We start from the raw sequence: 22,936 nt of genomic DNA, 5'->3' as shown, positions 1-22,936 counted from the left end.
TTATCATCCTTTTCCCTCATAAGGCGTGAAGCGTAAGGCGTGAGGGGGAAAGCTGTCTTTTTCTTCACGCCTCCCGTCTGCTTCGCCTCACGGTTTCACGCCGCCGCAATGTGGCCAACCCGTGCCAATTTGGCCAATCCCGGTACATCCAAGATCAAAGCCACTTGCCCGTCCCCCAGAATTGTGGCTCCGGAAATAGCCTCGACCTTGCGAAAATTTTGCTCCAAACTCTTAATGACCACTTGTTGTTGGCCGGTCAGTTCATCCACGAGCACGGCCAATCGCCGACCATCGGTTTCCACGATCACCAACAATGCCTGCGAGGGATCGGTAAAGTCTGGCGTGAGAGTAAAGGCCTCATAGAGCTTGACCACCGGCACCCATTCTCCACGAAGATTGACCACCTCGCCTTTCCCCACGATCCGTTGCAACTCATTGGGTTTAGGGCGAATGGATTCGGTGACCGCAATAAGCGGGATAATGTAGTTATCCTGACCGACCCGGACAGTCATCCCGTCAATAATGGCCAGCGTGAGCGGCAATTTCAGCGTGAGACGGGAACCCTTGCCCATCGTGCTCTGAATGTCCACTGACCCGCCCAGACCTTCGATATTTCGCTTCACCACATCCATCCCTACCCCTCGACCTGACACATCGGTGATGGTCTCCGCCGTGGAAAATCCAGGACGAAAAATCAGTTGATATACGGCTTCATCCGACATATTGCTCCCATCGGCAATAATCCCCTTTTCGACGGCTTTCTTAATGATCTTTTCCCGGTTCAATCCTCGCCCGTCATCCTCCACGGCAATACAAATATTCCCGCCATCGTGATACGCATGAAGACGAATGGTCCCTCGCTCCGATTTGCCTTGAGCCACCCGGTCTTCGGGTAACTCCAACCCATGATCGGCCGAATTGCGAACCAGATGGGTGAGCGGATCGCCAATCGCCTCAATCAGCGTTTTATCCAACTCGGTTTCCTCCCCGGACATGACCAATTGAATCTGCTTGCCGCTTTTCCCTGCGAGATCCCGAACTAACCGTGGGAACCGGTGGAATGCACTGCCGATCGGCATCATCCGAATGGACATGACCCGTTCCTGGATCTCCCGGGTATTGCGTTCCAATTGGGTGATCCGTTCCTGGAGAACGGGAAGCTGCGCGAGAGTGAACTTCTCACTCAGATCCGTAATCATCGATTGGGTAATCACCAACTCTCCCACCAGATTGATCAATTTATCGATTTTTTCCGTATCGACCCGAATAGACGCCACTTCATTTTTTTTCAATTGCTGCTGTTTCTGAAGCGCCTTATCGACTTGTTGGGGAGACGCCTTTTTCTCTTCCACCAGAATTTCGCCAAGAGGCTTTTGCTTGGACAGGCTTTCGGCGACTTGCTCCGGAGTCACCACTCCTTCTTCCACCAGAATATCCCCCACCCGTTTATAGAGTTCCGGTTTTTTCGGTGCGCAATCGATGATGGCTAATTCGCTGCCATCCCGGACAAACGCAAACACCTCCTCAATCTGGCCGATAGAGGCATCCGTTTCCAATTCCACCCTCCAACTGAGATAACATCGTTCTGGATCGAGTGTGTCCAACGGCGGGAGACCATCGGTTCGCACATGAAGCACTTTCACAATGCCTAACTCATGCAATTCCTTGAAGATCTGGGCAGGATCCATGCCCCGTTGAAATAATTCCGGTAAGGCGTTCCAATCAATCTGGACCTTTCGCCACGTGGCGGCTTGAGATGGAGAACCCTGGGGACCGGTTTCAGCTAAAGACCCCTCATGTGAAGCGATCGGTCCCTTCTGACAGGCCTCCAGTTCATCTTCTAAGGCGTGAATGGCTGTTTCATCTGCCGCCTCACCCCCTTGCGCCGCGTCCAACAGACTTTTCAAGCCGTCCAATGCCCGTAACAGTACATCGATGACGTGAGGCGTCACGGGCATTTTTTCATTCCGAAGGTCATCCAGAATGTTTTCCATTTTGTGGGTCAACTCGGCAATGGCCGTAAAATGAAACATCCCCGCATTACCTTTAATCGAATGGGCGCCCCGAAAAATTCGGTTCAATAAGTCCAGGTCGTTCGGACGTTGCTCTAACGCCAATAAACCGGACTCGATAGTTTCAACATGTTCTGCGGATTCAGTAAAAAATGAATCTTGAAATCGTGAGAGATCAACTGCCATTATTCGACTCCTTTAAGAATGGACGGAGAATTTATCTTTTCGTGAGGCGTGAAGCGTAAGGGGTGTGACGATTTTTGATGCCTGATTAACCCACTCAGCATCTTATCTAGTCGGTTCATCGCACTTTCAAGTTCATTCACATCCTTTGCCTGTAACCACCCAAGTCGTTTGCTAATATCCAGTTGAGTATCCAGCTCACTTAACGATCCCTGAGAAACATGCAAATACTGAATAAACTCTTTTGGGGTTTGCCGCGCCGCACCTTCCGCGATATAACTAGGAATACTGACTGCCGCTCGCCGCATCTGACTGGTAAGACCATATCTCTCCTGTTCAGGAAAAGTTTTTGTTATTTGGTACCCATCAGTCACAAGTTACATTGCTAAATTCCATACATCCAATTTTTTATGTGGCTTATTCAAATTTCCCTTTAGCTTTCGCCTCCCGTGTCACGCCTTATCCCCTGACGCCTCACGTTTCACGCCTCACGTCCTCTCAGCCGGGCAGGACTTTCTTAATCGTGGCTAACATTTGTTCTGGATTAAACGGCTTCACAACCCACCCCGTGGCTCCGGCACTTTGGCCTTCTTTCTTTTTGTCATCAGATGACTCGGTGGTTAACATCAGAATCGGGGTGAACTTATGGGCGGCCATGCCCCGTACGGCCTTAATCAGAGAAATCCCATCCATGTTCGGCATATTCAGATCCGTAATCACCAAATTGGGCTTCGCCCCTCCATTGAGCTTATCCACGGCTTCTTTTCCGTCCCCAGCCTCGATCACCTCGTAGCCGGAACCGGTCAGCGTAAAACTCACCATTTGACGCATCGAGACGGAATCGTCCACGACTAAAACTGTCTTGCCCATAGCTTTACCTCACTTTGATTCTGTGAATTTCTCGGTTGACGCTGTACGATCAGCATTGAACTTGCGACCTCCACCCAATTTTTCAAAAAGCCGTAACAGTGAGGTGTAGGAAGAAGAACTACACCTTCACGCCGGACCCTTCACGTCTTCAGAATAACGTGATGTTATCTCCTTCATCCGACCCGGTTCCGACCATCACCGTCCCTTGACCCGAACGCGCAGCCTGCATCGTGAGGCGTTCAGACTCCATGGTGTAGGTGTGCTCGAGATTGCGGATTTCTTCGAGCACCTTCGGCATCATGTCTATACCGTCCGTATCGTCGGCCACGGCTTGAATCGGCGCATGAATTCGCTCCAATGGCTGGTACACATGCTCTAATTTTTGACGGGTAATATCTTGAAATTGCATGGACATGACAATTTGGCCGATATCCTTGCCCAGTTCTTTGGTTCGTCCAGAATTGTGCCCAACGCTCTTTTTTAAGGTCTCATTTTTTTGACCCATGATCTTGATCATCTCCAGAACCTGGTTCTGAGCTTCGACCGTTTCCGATAAGTCTAATGACGCCAACACCTGGAGTTCCGACATGGCCGATTCGGTTGTGCCTTTCACGGTCGTCGCGAGAGTACGAATTTGCTCTGAGGCCTGCGCAGACCGATTGGCCAATTTCGTCACTTCGTCAGCCACCACGGCAAACCCTCGGCCATGCTCTCCCGCCCGAGCGGCTTCAATCGCCGCATTGAGCGCTAAAAGTCGTGTTTGATCGGCAATGAATTCGACTTCCTCCACCACCTCTGAAATTCGAGAGGTGGTTTCCAATGCCTGCTCCATCACACTCACCGTGGCGAGCGTCACCGTGGTCGTCTGTGTGACTTGTTTGACAAACATTTCTATGGTCTTTTGCGTGTCATGAAGGATACGATCGACGGTAAAGTCATCTTTCCCACCATGCCCATCTGCCATATGTAGCAACGCTTCGGTTTCCTCCACCTGCTCCCTTGCATTTCGTGAAATGGCCTGAAACCGCTGAATCAGTCCGTCGGCCGCTTGTCCTGTTTCTTGAATCACTGCCTTAATCTGTCCCACAAAGACCGGAAACACCGGTGCCAGACACTGGCAAAAGGCCTTCCAGTTCTCCAACCAACGGCGCTGAGCCTGAATGCTTTCCTGCAGTTGCTGTTCCAACCGATGAATTCGCATCTGCCTGCTCCTGGCGCCCAAGACATATCCAATCCCGGCTCCGGCCACCACTACACCCATCCATACCATCCAATCACCATTCACACATCACCTCATTCTTGGATCTCGATGAATATCGACTGCATTATTTCACGATTCTGCGTTACGACTCTTGAGTCGGGAGAAACTGTGCAAATCCAATTTGCTCAAACTTGTCACGAATACGATTGGAATACCCCTGCACGGTCACACGTCCGGAGCGGGTCGCTGAGACCATCAACTGCACGCAGGAGGAGTCCATACGGTCCACCCCGCCTAAATCAATTGCAAGAGGCCCTTGTTGTTGATGCAAGGATACTAAATCGGCGTGAAATTGTGCTGCTTCAAAAATGGTGAGATCGCCTCGTGGCCTGAGAATCGCCTCATCAGGAATCATTGACGTGACTTGGCATTCTTCCATGTTACCCTCTCATTTTTCGAAAAAAAACGTGGACATTCCAACAACCCATCCGGCCTAGTCTGACGCTTCCATTTCCAAGTAGGCCCCTTCGGCCTATCAAGGAATAAACAGAAGACAACGAGACCTTTCGGAGGCCAATGGACCTTACTTGAGAAGGACTCATTTTTTTATCGTGATGTCCATAACCTGAGGTGAAGAGCAAGGGACTAGGGGAAATGTGTTGGAGCCGGAAACCGTTTTTCTCACGAATGACTCCTCACACTCGATCCGATTGATAAGCGGCCATAGGGATTTCAGATGAACGCGAGCCCACTTCTTCACCGATCGGCAAGTCATTCTTGATGACACACACAACCTGATTGCCTTTCCCTCGATATTCGACTCGTGAGAAACTTAAGGCCTTGGCCATTGCAATACCCCTTCCGTGACTTTCCAAAATTCGATCCGGATCAATCTGTTCATACTTCCGCCAGTCGAATCCGGAACCCTGGTCGGTTATGGTCACCCGTATGCAATCCAGGCACCGTTCAAACAACACGTCCACCACCTTATGGACATGCTCAGGCAACCCCGCCCGATGTTGAATCTCTTTCTCCCACGTTCCACTTGCCTGGAGGGCTGTTTTTTCATCGAACCCGATTCCCAAATTTCCATGCTCCACGCCATTGGCCAACAGTTCATTTAACCCGAACACAACTTTTTCTGAATTGGGACAAGCTCGCCCCAATAGGAATGCCAGATCATATGCCTCTTCCATGGTACGAACGTGGAAACGCCCTTGCTGCAATAATTCAACAATCTGGGACTGTTGGTGAAGATTTCGGCATATCCGTTTCCATTTCAATCCCTCCTCAACCGCGGCATTCACAATCCGCAATAAGAGCCCCTGGTCAAAGGGCTTGATGAGATAAAAAAAGACCCCCGCTTCAATCCCTTCGCCTATTTCTTGCGGAGATCCGGCTGCGGTTTGCATCACAACCGGAAGCCATTGGAGGAGCTCATCAGCTTTCAGATGCGCCAAAAGATCAAGACCATTCATACCCGGCATCATTCGATCTAACACCATGGCATGGAAATCCCGTCCATCCTCTCGTAAATACGCTAAGGCCTCCTCACCATTATGTGCCTGAACAAGTTCATAGGGTTCATCTTTGAGACATTCGACAAGAACATCCAGATTTAACTCATCGTCGTCCACCAATAGGATTCGGGGAGATGTGTGTGTCATATATGCCATTTCGACAACGGCCAATCGTGAGTTGTCAGGGTGGAACGAAGAGGTGAGGGGATAAGGCTAAAGGAGTATCTGGCTTCTATCTCCTCACTCCTGACGCTTCACCCCCCACCGCTAAAATTCCACTCCGAGTAACGCGACGTCATCCTCAAACACGCCTTTGGCATTCCATGTCCGGCTCTGCTCGATAATACGGGACAATCCCGACTGCATCGGGTGTCCGGCGACCTCCTCCAGTGCCTTCTGAAGCCTGTTTCTCCCCCAGATCTCTTCCTGAGGATTCATCACCTCATAAATCCCATCACTATAGAGATACATCCGGTCACCGGGATTCACGGAGATGGAATCAGTTGCATACGCCTCGTTACGCGAAAAGCCAATAGGCCAGGATCTCTCGCCCAGCACCATCGACGACCGGTCGGTTTTCACAATAATTGAACCGGGATGTCCCGCACTCGCATATCGAAGAAGGCGCGTGGAACATTGCCACACCCCAACCCAGATCGTGAAATAATCCCCGTCATCGCTCATGGGATATTGTTGATTCAGACTCGTCAGAATCTCGCCCGGATCGTAAGAGGGAAACAATTGCTGCATATGTTCTCCCTTGAAAAGCAGAGATAACGACACGGCCCGCAACGCCGGCCCGATCCCATGCCCCGACATATCCAACACCATGAGACCGAGATGGTCGTCCCCCCATCGGGCGATCTGAAAGAAATCCCCTCCCAAATGGGAAGACGGCAAAAATTCCCACTCCACCCGCACTCCAGGTATCACTTCACCGGTCCGGGGTAGGAGACCTCGCACAAAGGTGGAAGCCGAGCGGAGTTCAGAGTCTAATTCGGCCTGCTTCTGTGATAACAATCGATTAGACTTTTCCACATACAACATCAACTGTCGGGCTCGAAGGCCCGCGCACACTCTGGCGACAATTTCATGCTCGGACGCGGTTTTGGATAGGAAATCATCGGCTCCCCGGCTAAGCCCTTCGGCAATTTGTGTCGGGTGGTCCAATGCCGTCATCAGGATAAAATGAATCGTGCGATAGCGTTCATCCTGTTTAATCGCTTCACAAAGTCCGGGACCATCAAGACCGGGCATCACCCAATCCGAAAGGATGAGATCCACCGGTTCCTGATTCAGGATGGCCAGAGCTTCTTCCCCACTACCGGCCTCCAATAACCGACACGGCAGTTTGGCCAAACGCTTCTTGGCAACCATCCGCATAACTTTTTCATCATCCACAATGAGAATGGTATAAAGAGGATCGCCGGGAGGCGTTTTCATATCGAGGACTTTTTCCGTCGTCATCCGCTTCATTGAACCCACAGAGATATTCCGGAATTGAGTAACAAGGGAAACGTGAAGGTCGATACTCGATACACCATGTCAGGTATGACGGAAAAGTTCTCACTGCTTAAGCCCCACTCCTCACGCCTTACTCCCTCAAGCATGTCTACGGACCGAGCCGGGTATGGAGAAGGGCCTTCAGACGAATCATGGCTTGGGCATGTAACTGACAAATGCGGGATTCCGTGACGTGCAATACGACTCCAATTTCTTTCATGGTCAGCTCTTCAAAATAATAAAGGGTCAACACCAGCCGTTGACGTTCCGGCAATCGTTCAATGGCATCGACCAACGCCTGGCGAGCATCCTCCGACACCAAAGTCTCCAACGGCGAGGGTTGGTCTCGATCGGCCAGCGCATCCAAGATGGGATGGGAGTCTTCATCATTGGAGCCCAAATCATCGAGACTTAACACGACGGCCCCTTTGGCTTGCAGAAGAGTCTCGTCCACCTCTTGAGCCTCCATGCCTAAAGATTCTGCGAGCTCATCCTCCGTCGGTGGCCGCCCTTTGCGTTTCGTCCATTCATTGGCCGCATGCTGAATTTTCCCGATGCGCTCCCGAAGCGACCGCGGGACCCAGTCCATCGCCCGGATTTCATCGAGCATCGCTCCACGAATACGAAACTCGGCATAGGTACGAAATTTTATTTCTCGTGAGGGATCAAACTTCGTCAGGGCATCCAGAAGCCCGACCATCCCGGCACTCATGAGATCTTCCACATTGAGCCCACTCGACGCCCGCATGGCCATTCGCATCGCCATGTATTTAATCACCGGCAAAAATTCCTGAACCAACGTCTCCCGTTCCTGCGTGGAGAGGGCAAGTTTCGTCGGATTGGACGATGCCGGTTTCTCCGAAACCGAACTCTCTGAAACCGTTGTTACCGCGCCACGTTTCATACGTTATCCTTCCGTCACAGTTCGAGTGGCTCCCAAGGCAGCAGGACCAAACAGTTGAAAGCCCCCCTGCCAGGAACAATCTCCCCTCCAATCATTGAGGGTCTTCACCAACGAAGAAAAGGCTCGACTCGCTGGGGCGCGCGGATAGACATCGCACACCGCGCGTTGTTGAGCCACGGCCATCGTCACATAATCGTCGGCGGGAACACAGCCGAGGTAATCGAGCGAAATATTTAAAAACCGATCGGTCACCAAACTCAACTTCCGAAACACATCTTTGCCTTCCTGGGTATGTTTCACTTTGTTGACCAGCATGCGGAATGTCCGTAAGTGATAGCGGGTCGAGAGGATTTTGACCAGGGCATATGCATCAGTCAGAGACGTCGGGTCGGGCGAAACCACCACCAGTGTTTCGTGGGCCACTAAACTAAAGTACAACACATTGGCCGAAATCCCTGCCGCACAATCAATGAGCAGCAAATCCGGCGGAGACGCCAACTGAAGAAACGCCGATTGCAAATGGAGTTGCTGCTCATGCGTCAGCTGAGTAAATGCCTGACCTCCGGAGGTCGCCGGCAACAGGCGAATACCTTCGGGCCCGGTCACGAGGACGTCTTGCAAGCCTCGCTGCCCGGAGAGCACGTCCTCAATCGTATATTGCGGGGTGAGGCCGAGGAGGATGTCGACGTTTCCTAAGGCGAGATCCGCATCCATGATCAAGACCTTCCGTCCCTGCCGAGCCGCAGCCACCGCTAAATTCGCGACGACATTACTTTTCCCTACCCCGCCTTTTCCGGAACTGACCGCAATCACCTGAATCCGTGAAGGATCCTGTGGGTTGGTGGTCATGGCGGCACGCAATCCACTGGCTTGATCCAGTCGTCGTTGCGCCGGGACGTCAGGCACTAGGACCGGTGTGGATAATGACCCGGCCATTAGTGCGCCACCCCCGATAACGGCACACGTTCTTGAAGGACCTGGCCTGGTGAGTGGCCCCAAGCCAATTCAACGAGGCGTGTCCGGGTGGCGATTTCTAAATCTTCAGGCACACGCTGTCCGGCAGAGAGATAGGAAACCGGCAGTCCCGTCTGTGACAAGACGTTATACAGACCGCCGCCCATCGATACCTCATCCAGTTTCGTGATGATGAGCTTATGGATAGGAACCGATTGATAGCGGCGAATGGTGTCCATCTGCACCGACTCTGCCATTGGAGCGGCTAACACCAGATGCGTTTCGACGTGTAATTGTCCTCGGGTAATCGCCAGCAATTCATCATACCCGGCTTGATCCTTGGGGCTTCGACCCGCCGTGTCAATCAACAGCAAATCCGCATGCTGATGTCGTCCCATGCATTCCATAAAATCCTTGTGGGACACGGCCACCTCCAAAGGAATTTTTAAAATTTTGGCAAACACCCGAAGTTGCTCTACCGCTGCCACACGATACGTATCCAAGGTAATCAACACGGTTCGCCGATGCTCATCCTGTTGACGGGCCAACCCTGCCAGCTTGGCAATGGTCGTCGTTTTTCCCACCCCGGTCGGCCCAACCATCATCATCACTTTTTGGCCATAATGCTTGGACACCGATGGACCCGAGACGGCTACGGTCTCCTCCATACGTTCCCACAACAGACTTTTCATGGCTTCACGATTTCCCACACCGGCTGTCCCGAGCGTTTCCACTACCGCACGAACTAGATGATGCGCAGTCTGAGGATTCACGCCCTGACTCACCAAGGACTGGTAGACATCCATCACGTCTCCAGGTAACCCTTCAACACGTTTGTCCATCTGACTTCCCAAGACTTCCCCCACCACAATCCGCAAGCCTTCTAATTCTTGTCGCAAGGGCCCTAACACCCGTTCAGGGTCGTGTTGTTCTTCCCGCAACCGTTGAATTTCCTGGCGCATCTCCTGGAGGTTCTGAGTCACCGGATCGAGCACGGTTGCCACCTGAAGAGCTTCTGAAAAACTGGCATCCGGTTTGGGTTGTCCCGGTTGACGAACCGGCACCTCAGGCACAAAACGTTTGGCCATGAGGGACTGAAGGGATCGATCAACACGTGCGGCAGGGCCTTCCTCCGCCTGAGCCGAACGATCCACCGCCGCGGTGACCTCAATGACGGACTGACTAAGCAGACCGAACAAGCCTCCCCCTTTTTGAATACGACGCGACGAGACGATGACCGCCTCAGGTCCCAGTTCGGCTTTGACCGCTTGGAGAGCTTCTTGTAATGAAAGGGCTTCAAACCGTTTCAGCTTCATGTGGCATCCTCACAACTTCAATAGCTTGAATTTGGGTTTTAGGGTCCAACTCGTTCGGAGAAAGTACCGCCAGCGCATGCACGCCCGGCGAGACTAAGCGATACAGTTGGGATCGAATCGACTGGGAACATAACAGCACAGGTTGATATCCTTGGCTCACGACTCGCTCAATGGCCTGACGGACCGACAGAATCACCTGATTCAATAAACTGGGAGGCAACCCGCCTTGCTCTCCATTACCACCCGGACGCATCGCCTCCATCAGGCGGCGATCCAGCATCGGATCCAGACTAATCACCTGCAGCAATCCGTCGGGATTGGCGTATTGTGACGAAATTGTTCTGGATAAATTTTGCCGAGCATATTCGGTCAGGGTGTCAGGATCCTTACTCTGAGTGGTGTAATCCGCAACAGTCTCTAAAATGGTCCGTAAATCGCGGATCGACACTCGTTCCCGTAAGAGATTTTTGAGAATTCTCACCACCGCTCCTAACGATATTTGAGTCGGAATCAAGTCATCCACCACCTTGGGATACGTCTTAGCGAGGTTATCCAGCAAATTCTGGACCTCTTGCCGACCCAGCAATTCATGCCCATTCGTTTTAATAAATTCGGTCATATGCGTGGCAATAATGGCCGGGCCATCGACGACTGTATAGCCATCCATTTGAGCACGCTCTTTTTCGGTCGGAGCAATCCAGACGGCCGGCAATCCGAAACATGGATCTTTTCCGGGCTTTCCTTGCAGACCCTTTTTGGCATGACCGGGATTGATGGCCAATAAATGCCGGGGCACCAATTCTCCCTTGGCCACCTGAATCCCCTTCAACAAAATTTTGTACTCATGCGGTTTAAGCTGGAGATTATCCCGGATATGCACGGCGGGCACGACAAATCCCATATCAAGAGCCGTTTGGCGCCGGATAGCCCGAATCCGTTCCAGCAACTCTCCTCCCTGAGCTTGATCAACAAACGGCACAAGTCCATAACCGACATGCAGCTCCATAAGGTCGGGAGGAGTCACGGAATCCACCGATTCCGTGCCGGAGGAGATCGCCGGATCTTTTTTCTTGGGGAGATTTTTCAGCCGAGTGGCTTCCTGCTTCTGATTCCACAACACGTACGCGAGTCCGGCGGTCATCGATCCCAACAACAAAAACGCGACATGCGGCAGCCCGGGAAGAAATCCTAAAAAGAACAACATTCCGGCTACGGCAGCTACAAGATGGGGATTGAAAAATATTTGATCGGTTAAATCACGTCCAAGGCTGGTTTTGGTCGAAACCCTCGTCACGATGATACCGGCGGCCGTCGACATAATCAGGGCCGGGATTTGAGCCACAATGGCGTCCCCGACCGTCAGCAGGGTGAAGCGTTTAGCGGCTTCAATGATGGACATCCCGTGCTCCAGCACACCGATGCCCAATCCACCAATGACGTTGATAAAGATAATGAGCAACGCGGCAATCGCATCGCCACGAACAAACTTACTGGCACCGTCCATCGATCCGTAAAAATCGGCTTCCTGTGAAATGGCCTCCCGGCGTTTCCGCGCTTCGCCTTCGTCAATGATCCCCGCATTCAGATCCGCATCAATACTCATTTGCCGACCGGGCATCGCATCCAGGGTAAATCGGGCGGCGACTTCCGCAATACGGGTGGCGCCCTTGGTGATCACGACAAAATTGATAATGACCAGAATGGAGAAGACCACAATGCCCACCGCATAATTCCCCCCGACCACAAACTCCCCGAACACGGCAATGACCTGCCCGGCTGCAGCGGGGCCTTCGTTCCCATGCATGAGAATGGCCCTCGTCGAAGCAATGTTCAGCGCAAGCCGGAACAACGTGGTGAGTAACACCACCGAGGGGAAAACGGAGAATTCTGCGGGACGCCCGGCATGCATGGTCACGAGTAAAATCAAGACAGCCAGCGTTATGCTAAAGGATAAAAAGAGGTCTAAAAGAAATGAGGGAAGGGGTAAGAGCATGAGGAGGAGCATCCCCACCACTCCGACCGGCAAGAGGACATCCCCATAATGCGCGGGAGTCAGTTCGTCTCGTAACTTTTGAGAATCAAATGCCATGCGTGCCTTGATCGGTTACCGTTGTCGCATATGGTTGTAATGTATTTCCACACGACTCTCTTCAACCTCGTGAGGCGTAAGGGGTGGAAAGTGAGAAGTCAAAAGTTTAGAAGGAACGCAGGAAATCTGTTTTTTCTGCGTTCTTTTTACTTTTTACGTCTTCCTTCTTGCTTTTCACGCTTCACGTCTTCAATTTCCCTCATGCATGTTCTTCAGGCGATAGACGTAGGCCAACACCTCAGCGGCCGCCTGATACAACGCACTGGGCACTTCTTGACCGATTTTTACGGCCTTATACAGTCCTCGAGCCAAACTGCGGTTTTCAATAATCGGCACTCCCGCATGACGCGCGATTTGCTTTATCTTGTCCGCCATAAATCCTGCGCCCTTCGCCACCACCACCGGCGCATCCATTTTTCCTGTTTCATACCTGAGCGCCACAGCCACGTGCGTAGGGTTGGTAATCACCACATCGGCTTTAGGCACAGCCTGCAACATCCGTTGTCGGGCACGTTCCCGTTGTATACTGAGCCGGCGGGATCGAATCTGCGGATCCCCTTCCACATCCTTCGACTCGTCTTTGACTTCCTGTTTAGTCATCTTGTGATCTTCGGTATGCTGCCACCGCTGATACACGAAATCGATGATCGCCAACAGGAGCAGCGATCCTCCGACCGACCACATAATGTTCTCCAGGAGACCCCACACACCCCCAACCGCCTCCGTTAACTCAAGAAGGGGAAGTTGAAGAATCGCGAGCAGATTATGAGACAGAATCAGATAGGCAATTCCACTCACGCCTGCTAATTTAAGCAGGGACTTTAAAAGATCGACGACCCCTTTCCAGGAAAAAATGCGCTTCAACCCATTGGAGGGATTCAATTTGGACGGCTTGGGTTGCAAGGCCTTTTCAATCCAAAGCGGCCCCGTTTGCAGGATAATGGCGAGAAAGGCGAATACCCCAACCAGGAGCCCGAACGGAATCAGGGGAACAAAGGCCTGATAGGCAATATTTAACAACAGGACATGTGTAGACTGAGCATCTAACTGAAGAGTTCCGGCTTGCCCCAACCACTGTCGGTAATGATCAAAAAATTGGACAAACGCGTGAGGCGCCCACAGAGAAAGCAGCCCAACCCCACCCAACAACACAAACAACGATGGCAATTCCCGGGTCATCGGCACCTGGCCCTTGCGACGAGCCTCCGCTAAACGTTTCGGACTCGGTTGCTCCGATTTATCCGCCCCGTCTTTATTCTCAGCCATGCCCTAATTCCTGTAATAAGTCCCACAAGACCGTTTCCATCCCGACAATGGAGTCTTGAAAAACCAAGGCAATGAAGGGCAAACCCAGGCCTAGCACCAACAAACCGACCGCAATCGTAATGGGAAAACTGGTAAGCATCACGTTCATCTGGGGAACCAGCCGGCCAAGAATCCCCATGATGAAATGCACCAGAAATGTGGCCCCCATCACAGGGAAGGCCAGCTTCATTCCCGTGTCGTAGGTGCGTTGAATCACTCCGGTCACATCGCTCAGAAGGGGGGCGCTCAAATGGGCGCCAAAGGGGGGGATCAAAAGAAAACTACTGCCCAACGCCAACAACACCAAATGATGCCCATCGACTTGAAAGTACAGAAGGGTTGCCAGAATGGTCAGTAATTGCCCGAACACCGGGGTTTCCACTTGCGTGACAGGGTCCAACACACCGGCCATGGCAAACCCCACTTGAAAGCCCATCACACTTCCCGCCAGTTCCACCGCCGTCATGATTAATCGCAGGGCCAAACCTAAGACCAGACCGACGAGCAATTCGGCACCCAAGGCGATTACCAGATTTCCAGGTTGCAACCAATTGGGAGGAAGAGTAAACGTCACGATGGGCATCAACAGGATGGCGATGATCACCGCCATGCCGATTTTGATGCGACTCGGAACCGACTGTCCCCCCAGCAACGGTAACGCCGACAAGATAACGGCCGTGCGCACGAGTACGACGACGAATTGCCACACTTGCTGAATCGCCATATCCCATTGCAACACCGGTTACCGGACATCTTTCTGATACATGCCGCAGATCGACTCCCTCGATTATTGGGCAAACTCGGGTATCCTGGCCCATACCCCCGTCATGAATCCCACAAGGATTTCCACCATCCAGGGAAATGTCACCAAGAGCACCACAAACATGGTGGCCACCTTTGGCAAAAAGGTGAGGGTCATTTCATTAATTTGTGTCATGGCTTGGAAGGCACTCACGCAGAGTCCGACCAGTAAGCTAAGACCCAACATTGGGCCCGCCACAAGCAGGATTGTTTGAATCGCCTCCTGACCGATGCTCAGGACACTTTCGGTTGTCATCTCCTTACCCCTTTCAGTCTTGCCATGAAATGTAAAAGGTAAGGCGTGAAAAGTGATGAGTAAGCAGACAGAAGACAAACCAGATCGTTGTACCCCGGCATTCGATACACTCCTTACGTCTCAGGCCTTACGCTCACGCCTTACGCTTCACGTTTTTCATTGAAAACTATTCATCAGCGCTCCCACGACTAAAAACCATCCATCAGCCAACACAAACAACACCAATTTAAACGGCAACGAAATCATGATTGGTGGCAGCATCATCATACCCATGGACATTAAAATACTGGCGACAATCATATCGATCACAAGAAAAGGCACATAGATGAGAAACCCGATTTGAAACGCCGTGCGCAATTCACTCGTGACAAACGCCGGCACCAGGACATGGAACGGAATATCATCGGGCGTCTGAGGGTGAGGAACTTTCGCCATCTCCACAAACAAGGTTAAATCTTTTTCCCGTACTTGTTTCAGCATGAAGGTTCTTAACGGTATCTTGGCCCGATCAAGCGCCTCTTCCTGTGTCACCTGCTGTTCCAATAGCGGATTAAGGGCCTCAACCCGAATCTGTTCCCACACCGGCATCATAATAAACAGCGTCAAAAACAGGGCCAATCCAATCATCACCTGATTCGGTGGTGCATGCATGGTCCCCAACGCCTGCCGAAGAAGACCCAGAACAATCACGACGCGCGTAAATGCCGTGACCAACATCAACAGGGCTGGCGCAAGAGTTAAGGCCGTCAGGAGAAAGAGGATGCGAAGCCCGAAGGTCCATGGTTCGGTCCCGTCCAGACCGGATACCTGCAAACTGATCGCCGGATCCTTGGTGGCCTGGGCAAAAGCCGGAGTCGGCAGCCCCATGATCAGACTCATGCCTAACAGTCGCCAACAGTCACGTCCTCCACGAAACCCGCAAATGGGGTTGTTCACGATCTCTCATCTCCCTTCACCCGTGCGACGCGTTTGGCCATTCGGATGGACGGTTCAGAGGTCACCGATCCTGGTCCGGACTTCTCAAATGCCTGCCGGGTCCACTGTCCCAACCAGGTGCCTAGCGGCCCGACGAGCGGATTCCCAATGGATCGCAGCCGATTAATCCGGTCGGCATCCACAACGGTCGTCAGCAACGTCATCTCTCGGGCCGTCGTCCCCAACACCAACACTTCTCCGGCCACCTCCACGAGCATGATGTTCTTTCCCGTCCCGACCCGGAGTCCGCCTAAAATTCGCATCACCGGATCGCCGCTCTTTCCAGGCAATTCCCCGAAAGTGCGCCGGACCCAGGCTAATCCTCCAAGAAGGACCAGGACCACCAGGGCCAGGGTGCCCGCCATTTTGAGCGCTTCATGGGTAAGATCCATAATGTTCTAGTTGAAAGTACGAAGTAAAAAATGAGGAGTAAGGAGAACCAACAAAAGTTTTCTTTTCCTTGTTCTCTACTTTTTATCTATTTCCTTCTACCTTTTCCCTTCTCTCTTTACCCTTCACCCTTTCGTCCTTATCGAAGTTTATTCACACGTTCGGTCGGGCTAATCACGTCCGTGAGACGGATACCGAACTTCTCATTCACCATCACCACCTCACCACGCGCGACTAACCGTTCATTCACCAACACTTCCAACGGTTCACCGGCGAGTTTATCCAATTCAACGATGGAACCCGGTCCTAACTGCAATAAGTCTTTAATCAACATGCGGGTATTGCCCAATTGCGCAGAGAGCATCAACGGAATATCTAGGATTCGATTTAAGTTCTGATCGTGAGACGTATTCAATTGTGGCGTGTGACTGTTGGTACTCGCCGCCACCTCCTGTTTTTTCGCCGCAGCATTCTGTTCCTTCGCAGCGGCTTCCTGCGCTAACGCCTCCATCATTTCCTTCTCAGCATCAAACGTGTCCATGTCGATGTTGTCGTCTTCACTCATCGTTCATCTCCGGGTTGTTCCACAGTCAGTGACCGGCCGGCACCTCATCGCGTTCACCGGCCCTTACTCCCTCGTCAGAATGATGTCCTTGATCTGAAATGATTGCATGCCCTTAGTCGTTCCCGGAGAACCAAGAAACTTTGGCACTCCTTCCACCGTGGCCGTGAGTAGCTGGGTGGTCCCTTGATTCAACCCGATCACATCGCCCGGTGAAAATTGCATCAATTCCTCCACCGAGATTTCCGTTTCTCCCAAACACACGGACAGGGTGACATAGGCCTCCTTCAACCTGGCTGAGAAACGTTTCAACCAGCCATGATCCGTTTCAAATGAGTCTCCCTGGAAACTCACCTGCAGACGTTCTCGAATCGGCTCCAACATCGCATAGGGAAGACAGAGGTGGAGATCCCCCACCGAATTGCCTAATTCGATGCCCAAGGTGACCACAATGACGATATCCGCCGGCAATACAATGGCGGCCAACTGAGGATTCATTTCTACCCGAACCGCATTGATGAGGAGTTTTTGGACAGGGTCCCAGGCTTTTTGGAGATTCCCCAATCCCATCAGCATGACTTTCTTCATCACGCGCTGCTCAATGATGGTAAAATCCTGCCCTTCCGGTTTTACATGGGTCTGGCCGGTTCCCCCGAAAAAATGATCAACCAGCAAATACACCGTCGCCGCATCCGTGGCGATCATCGCCAAGCCGCGAAGAGGCTCCATAGAGATAATCTGGAGATAGGCCGGGATGGGAAGACGTTTGGTGAACTCCCCGAACTTCATCACCGTTTGGTTCGTGACCGTCACCTCGGCGGTTTTACGAAGCACATCGCTCAAAGAGAGGCGGAACCCACGCGAAAATTGCTGGTGGATCACATCCAGGGTCGGCATTCGCCCGCGAACGACCCATTCCTGATTCCCCAAATCATACGGAACCGGTCCGTCCTGTAGTCCGGCATCTACCGGGTCTTCAGGTTCCGTCTCCACCCCGCCGTCAGACACGCCCCGAAGAAGGGCATCAACTTCATCCTGACTAAGAATTTTTTCCATGTTGGGACGTGGCACAAAGAAACAGCCTTGCTGTCTCTTCTCTCCTCATTCTAATTCCTGACTCCAGACCTCTTATGTCTTTCTCCTCAGAACCTACTGAATAATAAAATCAGTAAAATACACATTGGCGACTTTTCCTTTACTCATGACGCCGTTCACCCGCGTCATGATTTCTTCTCGCACACGGCGCTTCCCGTTCACGGTTCTGAGTAAGTGCGATTCTTTACTGCTCAGTAACACCAGCAACGCGTCGCGAATGGCCGGGATTTTGTGTTGATAATCCGTTTTTTCTTCAGGCCGGTCTAACTCGAGTTTGATGCTCACTTTTAAAAATCGCAGCTCCTCCCGATCCGCTAAATTCAGAAGAAAGGGTTCCAGCTCCATCACCGGACCCGGCTCTTCATGACCTGTCTCGGCTTTGGCATGGTCGTCATGCTCAGCCGGCTTCTCCTCTTGGCCACTCATGAAATACCAGGCTGCGCCTCCTCCTCCACCAAGAAGAAGAACGCCGGCGATAATAATCAAGAGCATTTTTTTTCCGGACCCGGCTTTAACGGGAGCTTCCCCTTTGTCATCCTCTTCAGCCATACATCAACCTCACACGCTAAGAAGTTTTTGGACACTTACGTTCCCCTTCCCAATTCAGCAACCTTTGTGCCACTCCACTTTTCTACGTATACACGTTGCTGCTAAGCCTGTAATGCACTGAATATGCATATGTTTCTTCCACAGTCGTGCCTTACATCTCTTATGCCCTGCAACAACTTGAGATCTGCCTTTTCGTCATTTTCCTGGCAATTCGCGGGAACCTTTGACAGGGTCGTCTATGGGAACGTGAGGCGTAAGTAGTAAGGCGTGAGGCGTCAGGCGTTATGTGTGCGGAGTAGGACGGGAAAAACATGAGGTGTGAGGAGTCAGGAGTGCGGAGTGTGAAGGGAAAACGGAAGGAGTGAAAAGTAAAAATGCATTCAGCAAATTAAGGCAAGTATTCTTTTCTACTTACTCCTTACCCCCCTCACGGAGTTATATGGGGCATGATTGTTCAACCTAAAAACGGCCGTTACAGGGCTGTGAGCCCTTTCATGCTTCGAGAGCCTCAGCACGAACGGGGTGTCGAAGTGGTCACCCGTTGGATGTGAGTCCGTTCGCCCTGAGCGCCGCGGCTTCCGCGACAGTCGAAGGGTTCCGAGATGGCCAACGGCCATTTTTAGGTTCAACATCCGACTAAGGCAAAAAAAGCCCCCAGGCAGGTGTTCCTGCCTGGGGGCTTGATCAGTTAGATCCTCAGTGAGAATCTAACGGGCCAGATTCACCAGTTCTCCAAGGAGATCGTTGGTGGTGGTGATGATTCGTGAATTCGCCTGGAATCCACGCTGCATGGTAATCATATTCACTAACTCTTCACCCAAATCCACATTGGAAGCTTCAAGCGTGCTTGCCGAAACTTTGCCAAACGCCCCCGTGCCGGGCACCCCATCCAAGGGGGTGCCGGAATCCCCGGATTGAATAAACAAATTTCGTCCAATCGGTTGCAGGCCATCAGGATTAATAAACCGGGTGAGTCGAACCTGTCCCAACGTGCGGGTAGTTCCATTATCAAATCGACCCGTAATCACCCCATCCTCACCAATGGAAGTTCCTGCAAGTGATCCTGGGCCATACCCGTCTTGAGATAAGGTGTCCAGCACTAACGCATTCTGATTCAGAGAGCTGCCCTGCTGTAACAGCCCATCAGTTCCGGCTCCTCCTTCCGTAATGCTCGTTCCAAAATCAAATGCGATTGGCTGCTGAGCTGTCGCTCCAAGGAAATCAATACCATTTCCTGCACCACTGTAATAAGTGGTCCCACTTTCTAGGCTTAGAAATCCATCGCTTGTGTAGGTTAAAGTTCCGTCTGCCACCAACACATTATTCGTCGTGGCATTGTAGTTGGCCGGGGGAAGAACAAGCGGATCCGTTTCAACCTCATCGCCTTGAGCCAATACACTATACTCCCAAACATTTTCCGCCGTTTGGGCGAAGTATATTTGCAAATCATGCCCAACCCCCACTGAGTCAAATACCCGGACAGAGGTATTACCTGGGAATAACCCCTTATTGGTTATGGGATCGAGCACCTGTGCTGTGGTGTAGTTATTGACTGGAGCATCGGCAGCCAGACGCCCGGACATCGCGACATCCAATGTTTGGACGCCTGGTTGGGTGGTGGTAGTTAACGTTAAATTGCCAATACTCCCGGTTAGAAGTCCCGTATCATCCGCTTGGTCTCCCTGTAACCGTAGACCTGCCGGATTCACCAGGTTTCCTTGTGAATCGATATCAAACTGGCCGGCACGGGAATAGAAAATATTTCCGGTTGCATCACTCACCCGGAAAAATCCGTCACCATCAATGGCCAGGTCCAAGGCATTGGACGTGGTCTGAAGCGACCCTTGCGTAAAGCTCGGATCAATCCCCAACACCCGCACCCCACGACCTTCCACTAAAGCCGTACTGGTCCCTCCACCGCCGATCGTGGCTCCAAAGAGATCGCCAAATGAGACCGACCGGCTCTTATAGCCGATCGTCTGCGCATTGGCGATATTGTTTCCAATCTCACTGAGCGCTCGGCTGGTGGCGTTAATTCCACTTGTCGCGGCAAAAAAAGCTGAGGTAATTCCCATTGGCGTGTACTCCTTGTTTCTCGATTGACCAATCTGATGCTGTTTCTCTTACAACCGTCCACTTCAAAGAATTGAAAGAATGTCCTCCGTGTGTAAGCTTTTTCCACTTTGCAGGACGACCGGATTCTCCGCCCCAAAGGCAATCGTCATGACGCGTTCACGAGCGAACGTGAAATTCGGGACAGGCTGTTTATTCACGTCTTCAGCTTTCACAATGAACTGGTAGACACCTTCCGGCACCCGGTCCCCCGAATCATTCAACCCATCCCATTGAACCTGATTGGTTCCGGCCTTTTGAACATCTGTGGACTCTAATGTCCGAACCACCTGCTTGTTCGAGTCCAACACCTTGATAATGACCGACCTGGCCTCTCCGCTTAAGGCATAGCCCAGCGTGGGCTGTTCATCTTCGGCAATACTGACGGTATCGCCCTGCGCAACCACCGTCCGTCCAATCAAATTCACCAGATCCAATTGTGTCCGTTGGGTATCCTGGCCGATCAATTTTTCCAAGAGTTTATTGGTACTCGTGGCCTGCTCCAACGTGGTGAATTGCGCTAACTGCGCCACAAATTCCTCATTTTGGACCGGGTTGGTGGGATCCTGGCTTTGTAATTGGGTGACTAACAAGCGAAGAAAGACATCCGATCCAAGTGCCGAAACCGCCGCTTGCACATTGGCACCGCCTGTCGCCGTGGCATTCGTTCCCGGTTGTGTCGGCGTAATGGCATCCATGGTTCAGGGCTCCTTTGTTATTCGATCTTGTTTACACGAGTGCATCATTTCATCTGCTTCATGCCACCAAATGGAATCCCTGTTCCTCAACCCCCCCGGCCCTATAGGAGAGCGATCCTGGTGTCTGATGGAGGAGCGTCGTACCCCCTTGACTCGTTTGCGTTCCCGCCCCATCCGAACGTGTGTCTGATTCCTGCCCATGCTGGTGATCGCGGACTTCCGCGGAAAATTCCTGCAACTCCATCTCGCCATGGGTGAGTTGCTCTTCCAATTGTGGAACAAATTGGACCGCCAGATTTTTCAACGTAGCTTGATCCATTAATAAACTGGCATAGACCTGCCGGTGCTGCACGCCCACATCAATCTGCACCCGATTGGTTTCGGAAAGTTGCACCTCCATTTGGAGGCGTTGAAGCGCCGGGCCGGGAAGATCCGGGACACGCTCTTCCGCTATCCGTGCAGTCGATCCAGGTGAGGAAGCAAACGAGGCCTGCTGAAAGCCCGGCTGAGAATGTGTCGGATTGCCCATGCCATGATTGAGCCCCTGCCCGGCATTGGGATTGACTCCCTCGGCTTTTCCTGTTGCCTCAAGACCATCTCTTGAACGATCGCCCGTCAAAGACACATTGGCATCAGCAAGAAGGTCCAGGGGAATCCCGATCGAGGACTCCTTCCCGTTCGCTGGCGATTCACTCAGAACGGACGAAACCCTGCTCACATAATTCAACCGGTTCTGACTCAATTGAGCCGCATCCGCCATACCTGCGGGCGTTTCTTCAAAAGGTTTCGTAACCGGGAACACCTGATTGACTGGAGCGTTCGCAGGCTTGAGTGACTCCTGCGGAGGCCCTATCGGTGAGGGAGGATTTTTCAGCAGACGAGGCCCGGTTTCTTGAACCGGGCTCAAGACGCGGTCCACTGTATTCAGCTGATTCGCGTCAGATTCTGCGACAGACTTCCCGGCAACCGCTGCGATGGCATTTTGGAGAACCCGTTCTGAATCGACCTTGGTAACGAGAGGAGCCGCACTCTGATCGGCGAGCGTGCTCCCCACCGATGCCGTCTGACTTAAAGGGGCGCCCGCCAAGAGGGGCAAATCTGTCTGAATGCCCAATACCGCAGGTTGTCTTATCTCTCCTCCAGGTTTTCCTTGAAGGAATTCCAGGGGCGCCACATTCCCATTGACCACCGACCCATCCTGGGATCCATTCCCGGGCAAGAATCCGAACAACGCCGTTTGGCTCTCAATCTGGCCCCCTGTGCTGTTTCCATTCACGCCTTCTGCTCTCAAGGGAATCGAAGAATTTCCCACTACCGCAGCTTTTTCGGGTACCCCTTCCCCCTTGTTCTCCAAGAGACTCGCCAGGTACAGGGACGGAAGGGTGTCACCAGAAAGGGCCTGGGTGCCGAAAAGCCAATCCTGGTTCGACCCTCGTCCTCCGTCCTCTCCTGACCTTGCCTTGGATACATTGTTCAAAAAAGAGGCCGCTGTCGTCTGGTTACGAAAAATTTCAGCAAACAAATTTTTGGTAGGATTCTCCGTGGTGCCCGCTTGATCCAACCCGACTCCGCCAGTCTGACCGGTCACGTGTGGGGGACTTTCCAGAGGTCCGAAAAGAAATGGCACGGCATTGATCATCG

22 protein-coding genes are annotated in these 22,936 nt (G+C 52.2%); all 22 read right to left on the bottom strand.

Going from position 1 to position 22,936, the window contains the following annotated elements:
• Positions 1-95: 95 nt before the first annotated feature.
• Positions 96-2,198: a chemotaxis protein CheA gene (locus ACTRXD_RS21415; protein WP_442433805.1), complete on the bottom strand. Its 2,103-nt coding sequence runs from the start codon at positions 2,196-2,198 to the stop codon at positions 96-98.
• On the bottom strand, positions 2,198-2,569 hold the full coding sequence (locus ACTRXD_RS21410; RefSeq protein ID WP_442433804.1) for a four helix bundle protein: 372 nt from the start codon (positions 2,567-2,569) through the stop codon (positions 2,198-2,200). The genes ACTRXD_RS21415 and ACTRXD_RS21410 overlap by 1 nt, the downstream gene beginning before the upstream one ends.
• Before the next feature lie 124 nt (positions 2,570-2,693).
• Complete coding sequence (locus ACTRXD_RS21405) at positions 2,694-3,065, bottom strand: response regulator (RefSeq protein ID WP_442433803.1); 372 nt, start codon at positions 3,063-3,065, stop codon at positions 2,694-2,696.
• A gap of 148 nt (positions 3,066-3,213) precedes the next feature.
• A complete protein-coding gene (locus ACTRXD_RS21400) occupies positions 3,214-3,954 on the bottom strand; it encodes a methyl-accepting chemotaxis protein (RefSeq protein WP_442434047.1) in 741 nt (246 codons plus the stop codon).
• A gap of 454 nt (positions 3,955-4,408) precedes the next feature.
• Positions 4,409-4,705, bottom strand: coding sequence for an STAS domain-containing protein (locus ACTRXD_RS21395; RefSeq protein ID WP_442433802.1), 297 nt, complete (start codon positions 4,703-4,705; stop codon positions 4,409-4,411).
• Positions 4,706-4,961: 256 nt separating this feature from the next.
• Positions 4,962-5,933, bottom strand: coding sequence for a response regulator (locus ACTRXD_RS21390; protein ID WP_442433801.1), 972 nt, complete (start codon positions 5,931-5,933; stop codon positions 4,962-4,964).
• A gap of 120 nt (positions 5,934-6,053) precedes the next feature.
• Positions 6,054-7,253: a PP2C family protein-serine/threonine phosphatase gene (locus tag ACTRXD_RS21385; protein ID WP_442433800.1), complete on the bottom strand. Its 1,200-nt coding sequence runs from the start codon at positions 7,251-7,253 to the stop codon at positions 6,054-6,056.
• A gap of 145 nt (positions 7,254-7,398) precedes the next feature.
• Complete coding sequence (locus ACTRXD_RS21380; RefSeq protein ID WP_442433799.1) at positions 7,399-8,193, bottom strand: sigma-70 family RNA polymerase sigma factor; 795 nt, start codon at positions 8,191-8,193, stop codon at positions 7,399-7,401.
• Between the two features lie 3 nt (positions 8,194-8,196).
• Positions 8,197-9,129, bottom strand: coding sequence for a MinD/ParA family protein (locus ACTRXD_RS21375; protein ID WP_442433798.1), 933 nt, complete (start codon positions 9,127-9,129; stop codon positions 8,197-8,199).
• The gene (flhF, locus tag ACTRXD_RS21370; RefSeq protein ID WP_442433797.1) at positions 9,129-10,463 is read right to left on the bottom strand and encodes a flagellar biosynthesis protein FlhF; all 1,335 of its coding nucleotides are present in this window, start codon (positions 10,461-10,463) and stop codon (positions 9,129-9,131) included. The genes ACTRXD_RS21375 and flhF overlap by 1 nt, the downstream gene beginning before the upstream one ends.
• Positions 10,444-12,552, bottom strand: coding sequence for a flagellar biosynthesis protein FlhA (flhA, locus tag ACTRXD_RS21365; protein ID WP_442433796.1), 2,109 nt, complete (start codon positions 12,550-12,552; stop codon positions 10,444-10,446). The genes flhF and flhA overlap by 20 nt, the downstream gene beginning before the upstream one ends.
• 189 nt (positions 12,553-12,741) lie before the next feature.
• Positions 12,742-13,818: a flagellar biosynthesis protein FlhB gene (gene flhB, locus ACTRXD_RS21360; RefSeq protein ID WP_442433795.1), complete on the bottom strand. Its 1,077-nt coding sequence runs from the start codon at positions 13,816-13,818 to the stop codon at positions 12,742-12,744.
• Positions 13,811-14,596 (bottom strand): flagellar biosynthetic protein FliR, encoded by a 786-nt coding sequence (gene fliR / locus ACTRXD_RS21355; protein ID WP_442433794.1) that lies wholly within the window; start codon positions 14,594-14,596, stop codon positions 13,811-13,813. Before fliR ends, flhB begins: the two co-directional genes overlap by 8 nt.
• Positions 14,597-14,644: 48 nt before the next feature.
• Positions 14,645-14,914 carry a flagellar biosynthesis protein FliQ gene (gene fliQ / locus ACTRXD_RS21350; RefSeq protein WP_312640525.1) on the bottom strand — a complete coding sequence of 90 codons (270 nt, stop codon included), beginning with the start codon at positions 14,912-14,914 and terminating at the stop codon, positions 14,645-14,647.
• Positions 14,915-15,070: 156 nt separating this feature from the next.
• Positions 15,071-15,793 carry a flagellar type III secretion system pore protein FliP gene (gene fliP / locus ACTRXD_RS21345; protein WP_442434046.1) on the bottom strand — a complete coding sequence of 241 codons (723 nt, stop codon included), beginning with the start codon at positions 15,791-15,793 and terminating at the stop codon, positions 15,071-15,073.
• 53 nt (positions 15,794-15,846) lie between these two features.
• Complete coding sequence (locus tag ACTRXD_RS21340) at positions 15,847-16,281, bottom strand: flagellar biosynthetic protein FliO (RefSeq protein WP_442433793.1); 435 nt, start codon at positions 16,279-16,281, stop codon at positions 15,847-15,849.
• Positions 16,282-16,418: 137 nt separating this feature from the next.
• A complete protein-coding gene (gene fliN / locus ACTRXD_RS21335) occupies positions 16,419-16,844 on the bottom strand; it encodes a flagellar motor switch protein FliN (protein WP_442433792.1) in 426 nt (141 codons plus the stop codon).
• Positions 16,845-16,907: 63 nt separating this feature from the next.
• Positions 16,908-17,912, bottom strand: a complete 1,005-nt coding sequence (gene fliM, locus ACTRXD_RS21330) for a flagellar motor switch protein FliM (protein WP_442433791.1) — start codon at positions 17,910-17,912, stop codon at positions 16,908-16,910.
• A 78-nt stretch (positions 17,913-17,990) separates the two neighbouring features.
• A complete protein-coding gene (locus ACTRXD_RS21325) occupies positions 17,991-18,485 on the bottom strand; it encodes a flagellar basal body-associated FliL family protein (protein WP_442433790.1) in 495 nt (164 codons plus the stop codon).
• Positions 18,486-19,192: 707 nt separating this feature from the next.
• Positions 19,193-20,560: a flagellar hook protein FlgE gene (locus ACTRXD_RS21320; protein WP_442433789.1), complete on the bottom strand. Its 1,368-nt coding sequence runs from the start codon at positions 20,558-20,560 to the stop codon at positions 19,193-19,195.
• A gap of 63 nt (positions 20,561-20,623) precedes the next feature.
• On the bottom strand, positions 20,624-21,295 hold the full coding sequence (locus ACTRXD_RS21315; protein WP_442433788.1) for a flagellar hook assembly protein FlgD: 672 nt from the start codon (positions 21,293-21,295) through the stop codon (positions 20,624-20,626).
• Positions 21,296-21,353: 58 nt separating this feature from the next.
• Positions 21,354-22,934 carry a hypothetical protein gene (locus ACTRXD_RS21310; protein WP_442433787.1) on the bottom strand — a complete coding sequence of 527 codons (1,581 nt, stop codon included), beginning with the start codon at positions 22,932-22,934 and terminating at the stop codon, positions 21,354-21,356.
• Positions 22,935-22,936: the final 2 nt, after the last annotated feature.

It is taken from the genome of Nitrospira sp. T9 (assembly GCF_052156535.1).
Taxonomy (GTDB): Bacteria; Nitrospirota; Nitrospiria; order Nitrospirales; family UBA8639; genus Nitrospira_E.
Note: the sequence above shows the minus strand (reverse complement) of the source record. Positions and strands in the feature narration are given on the sequence as shown.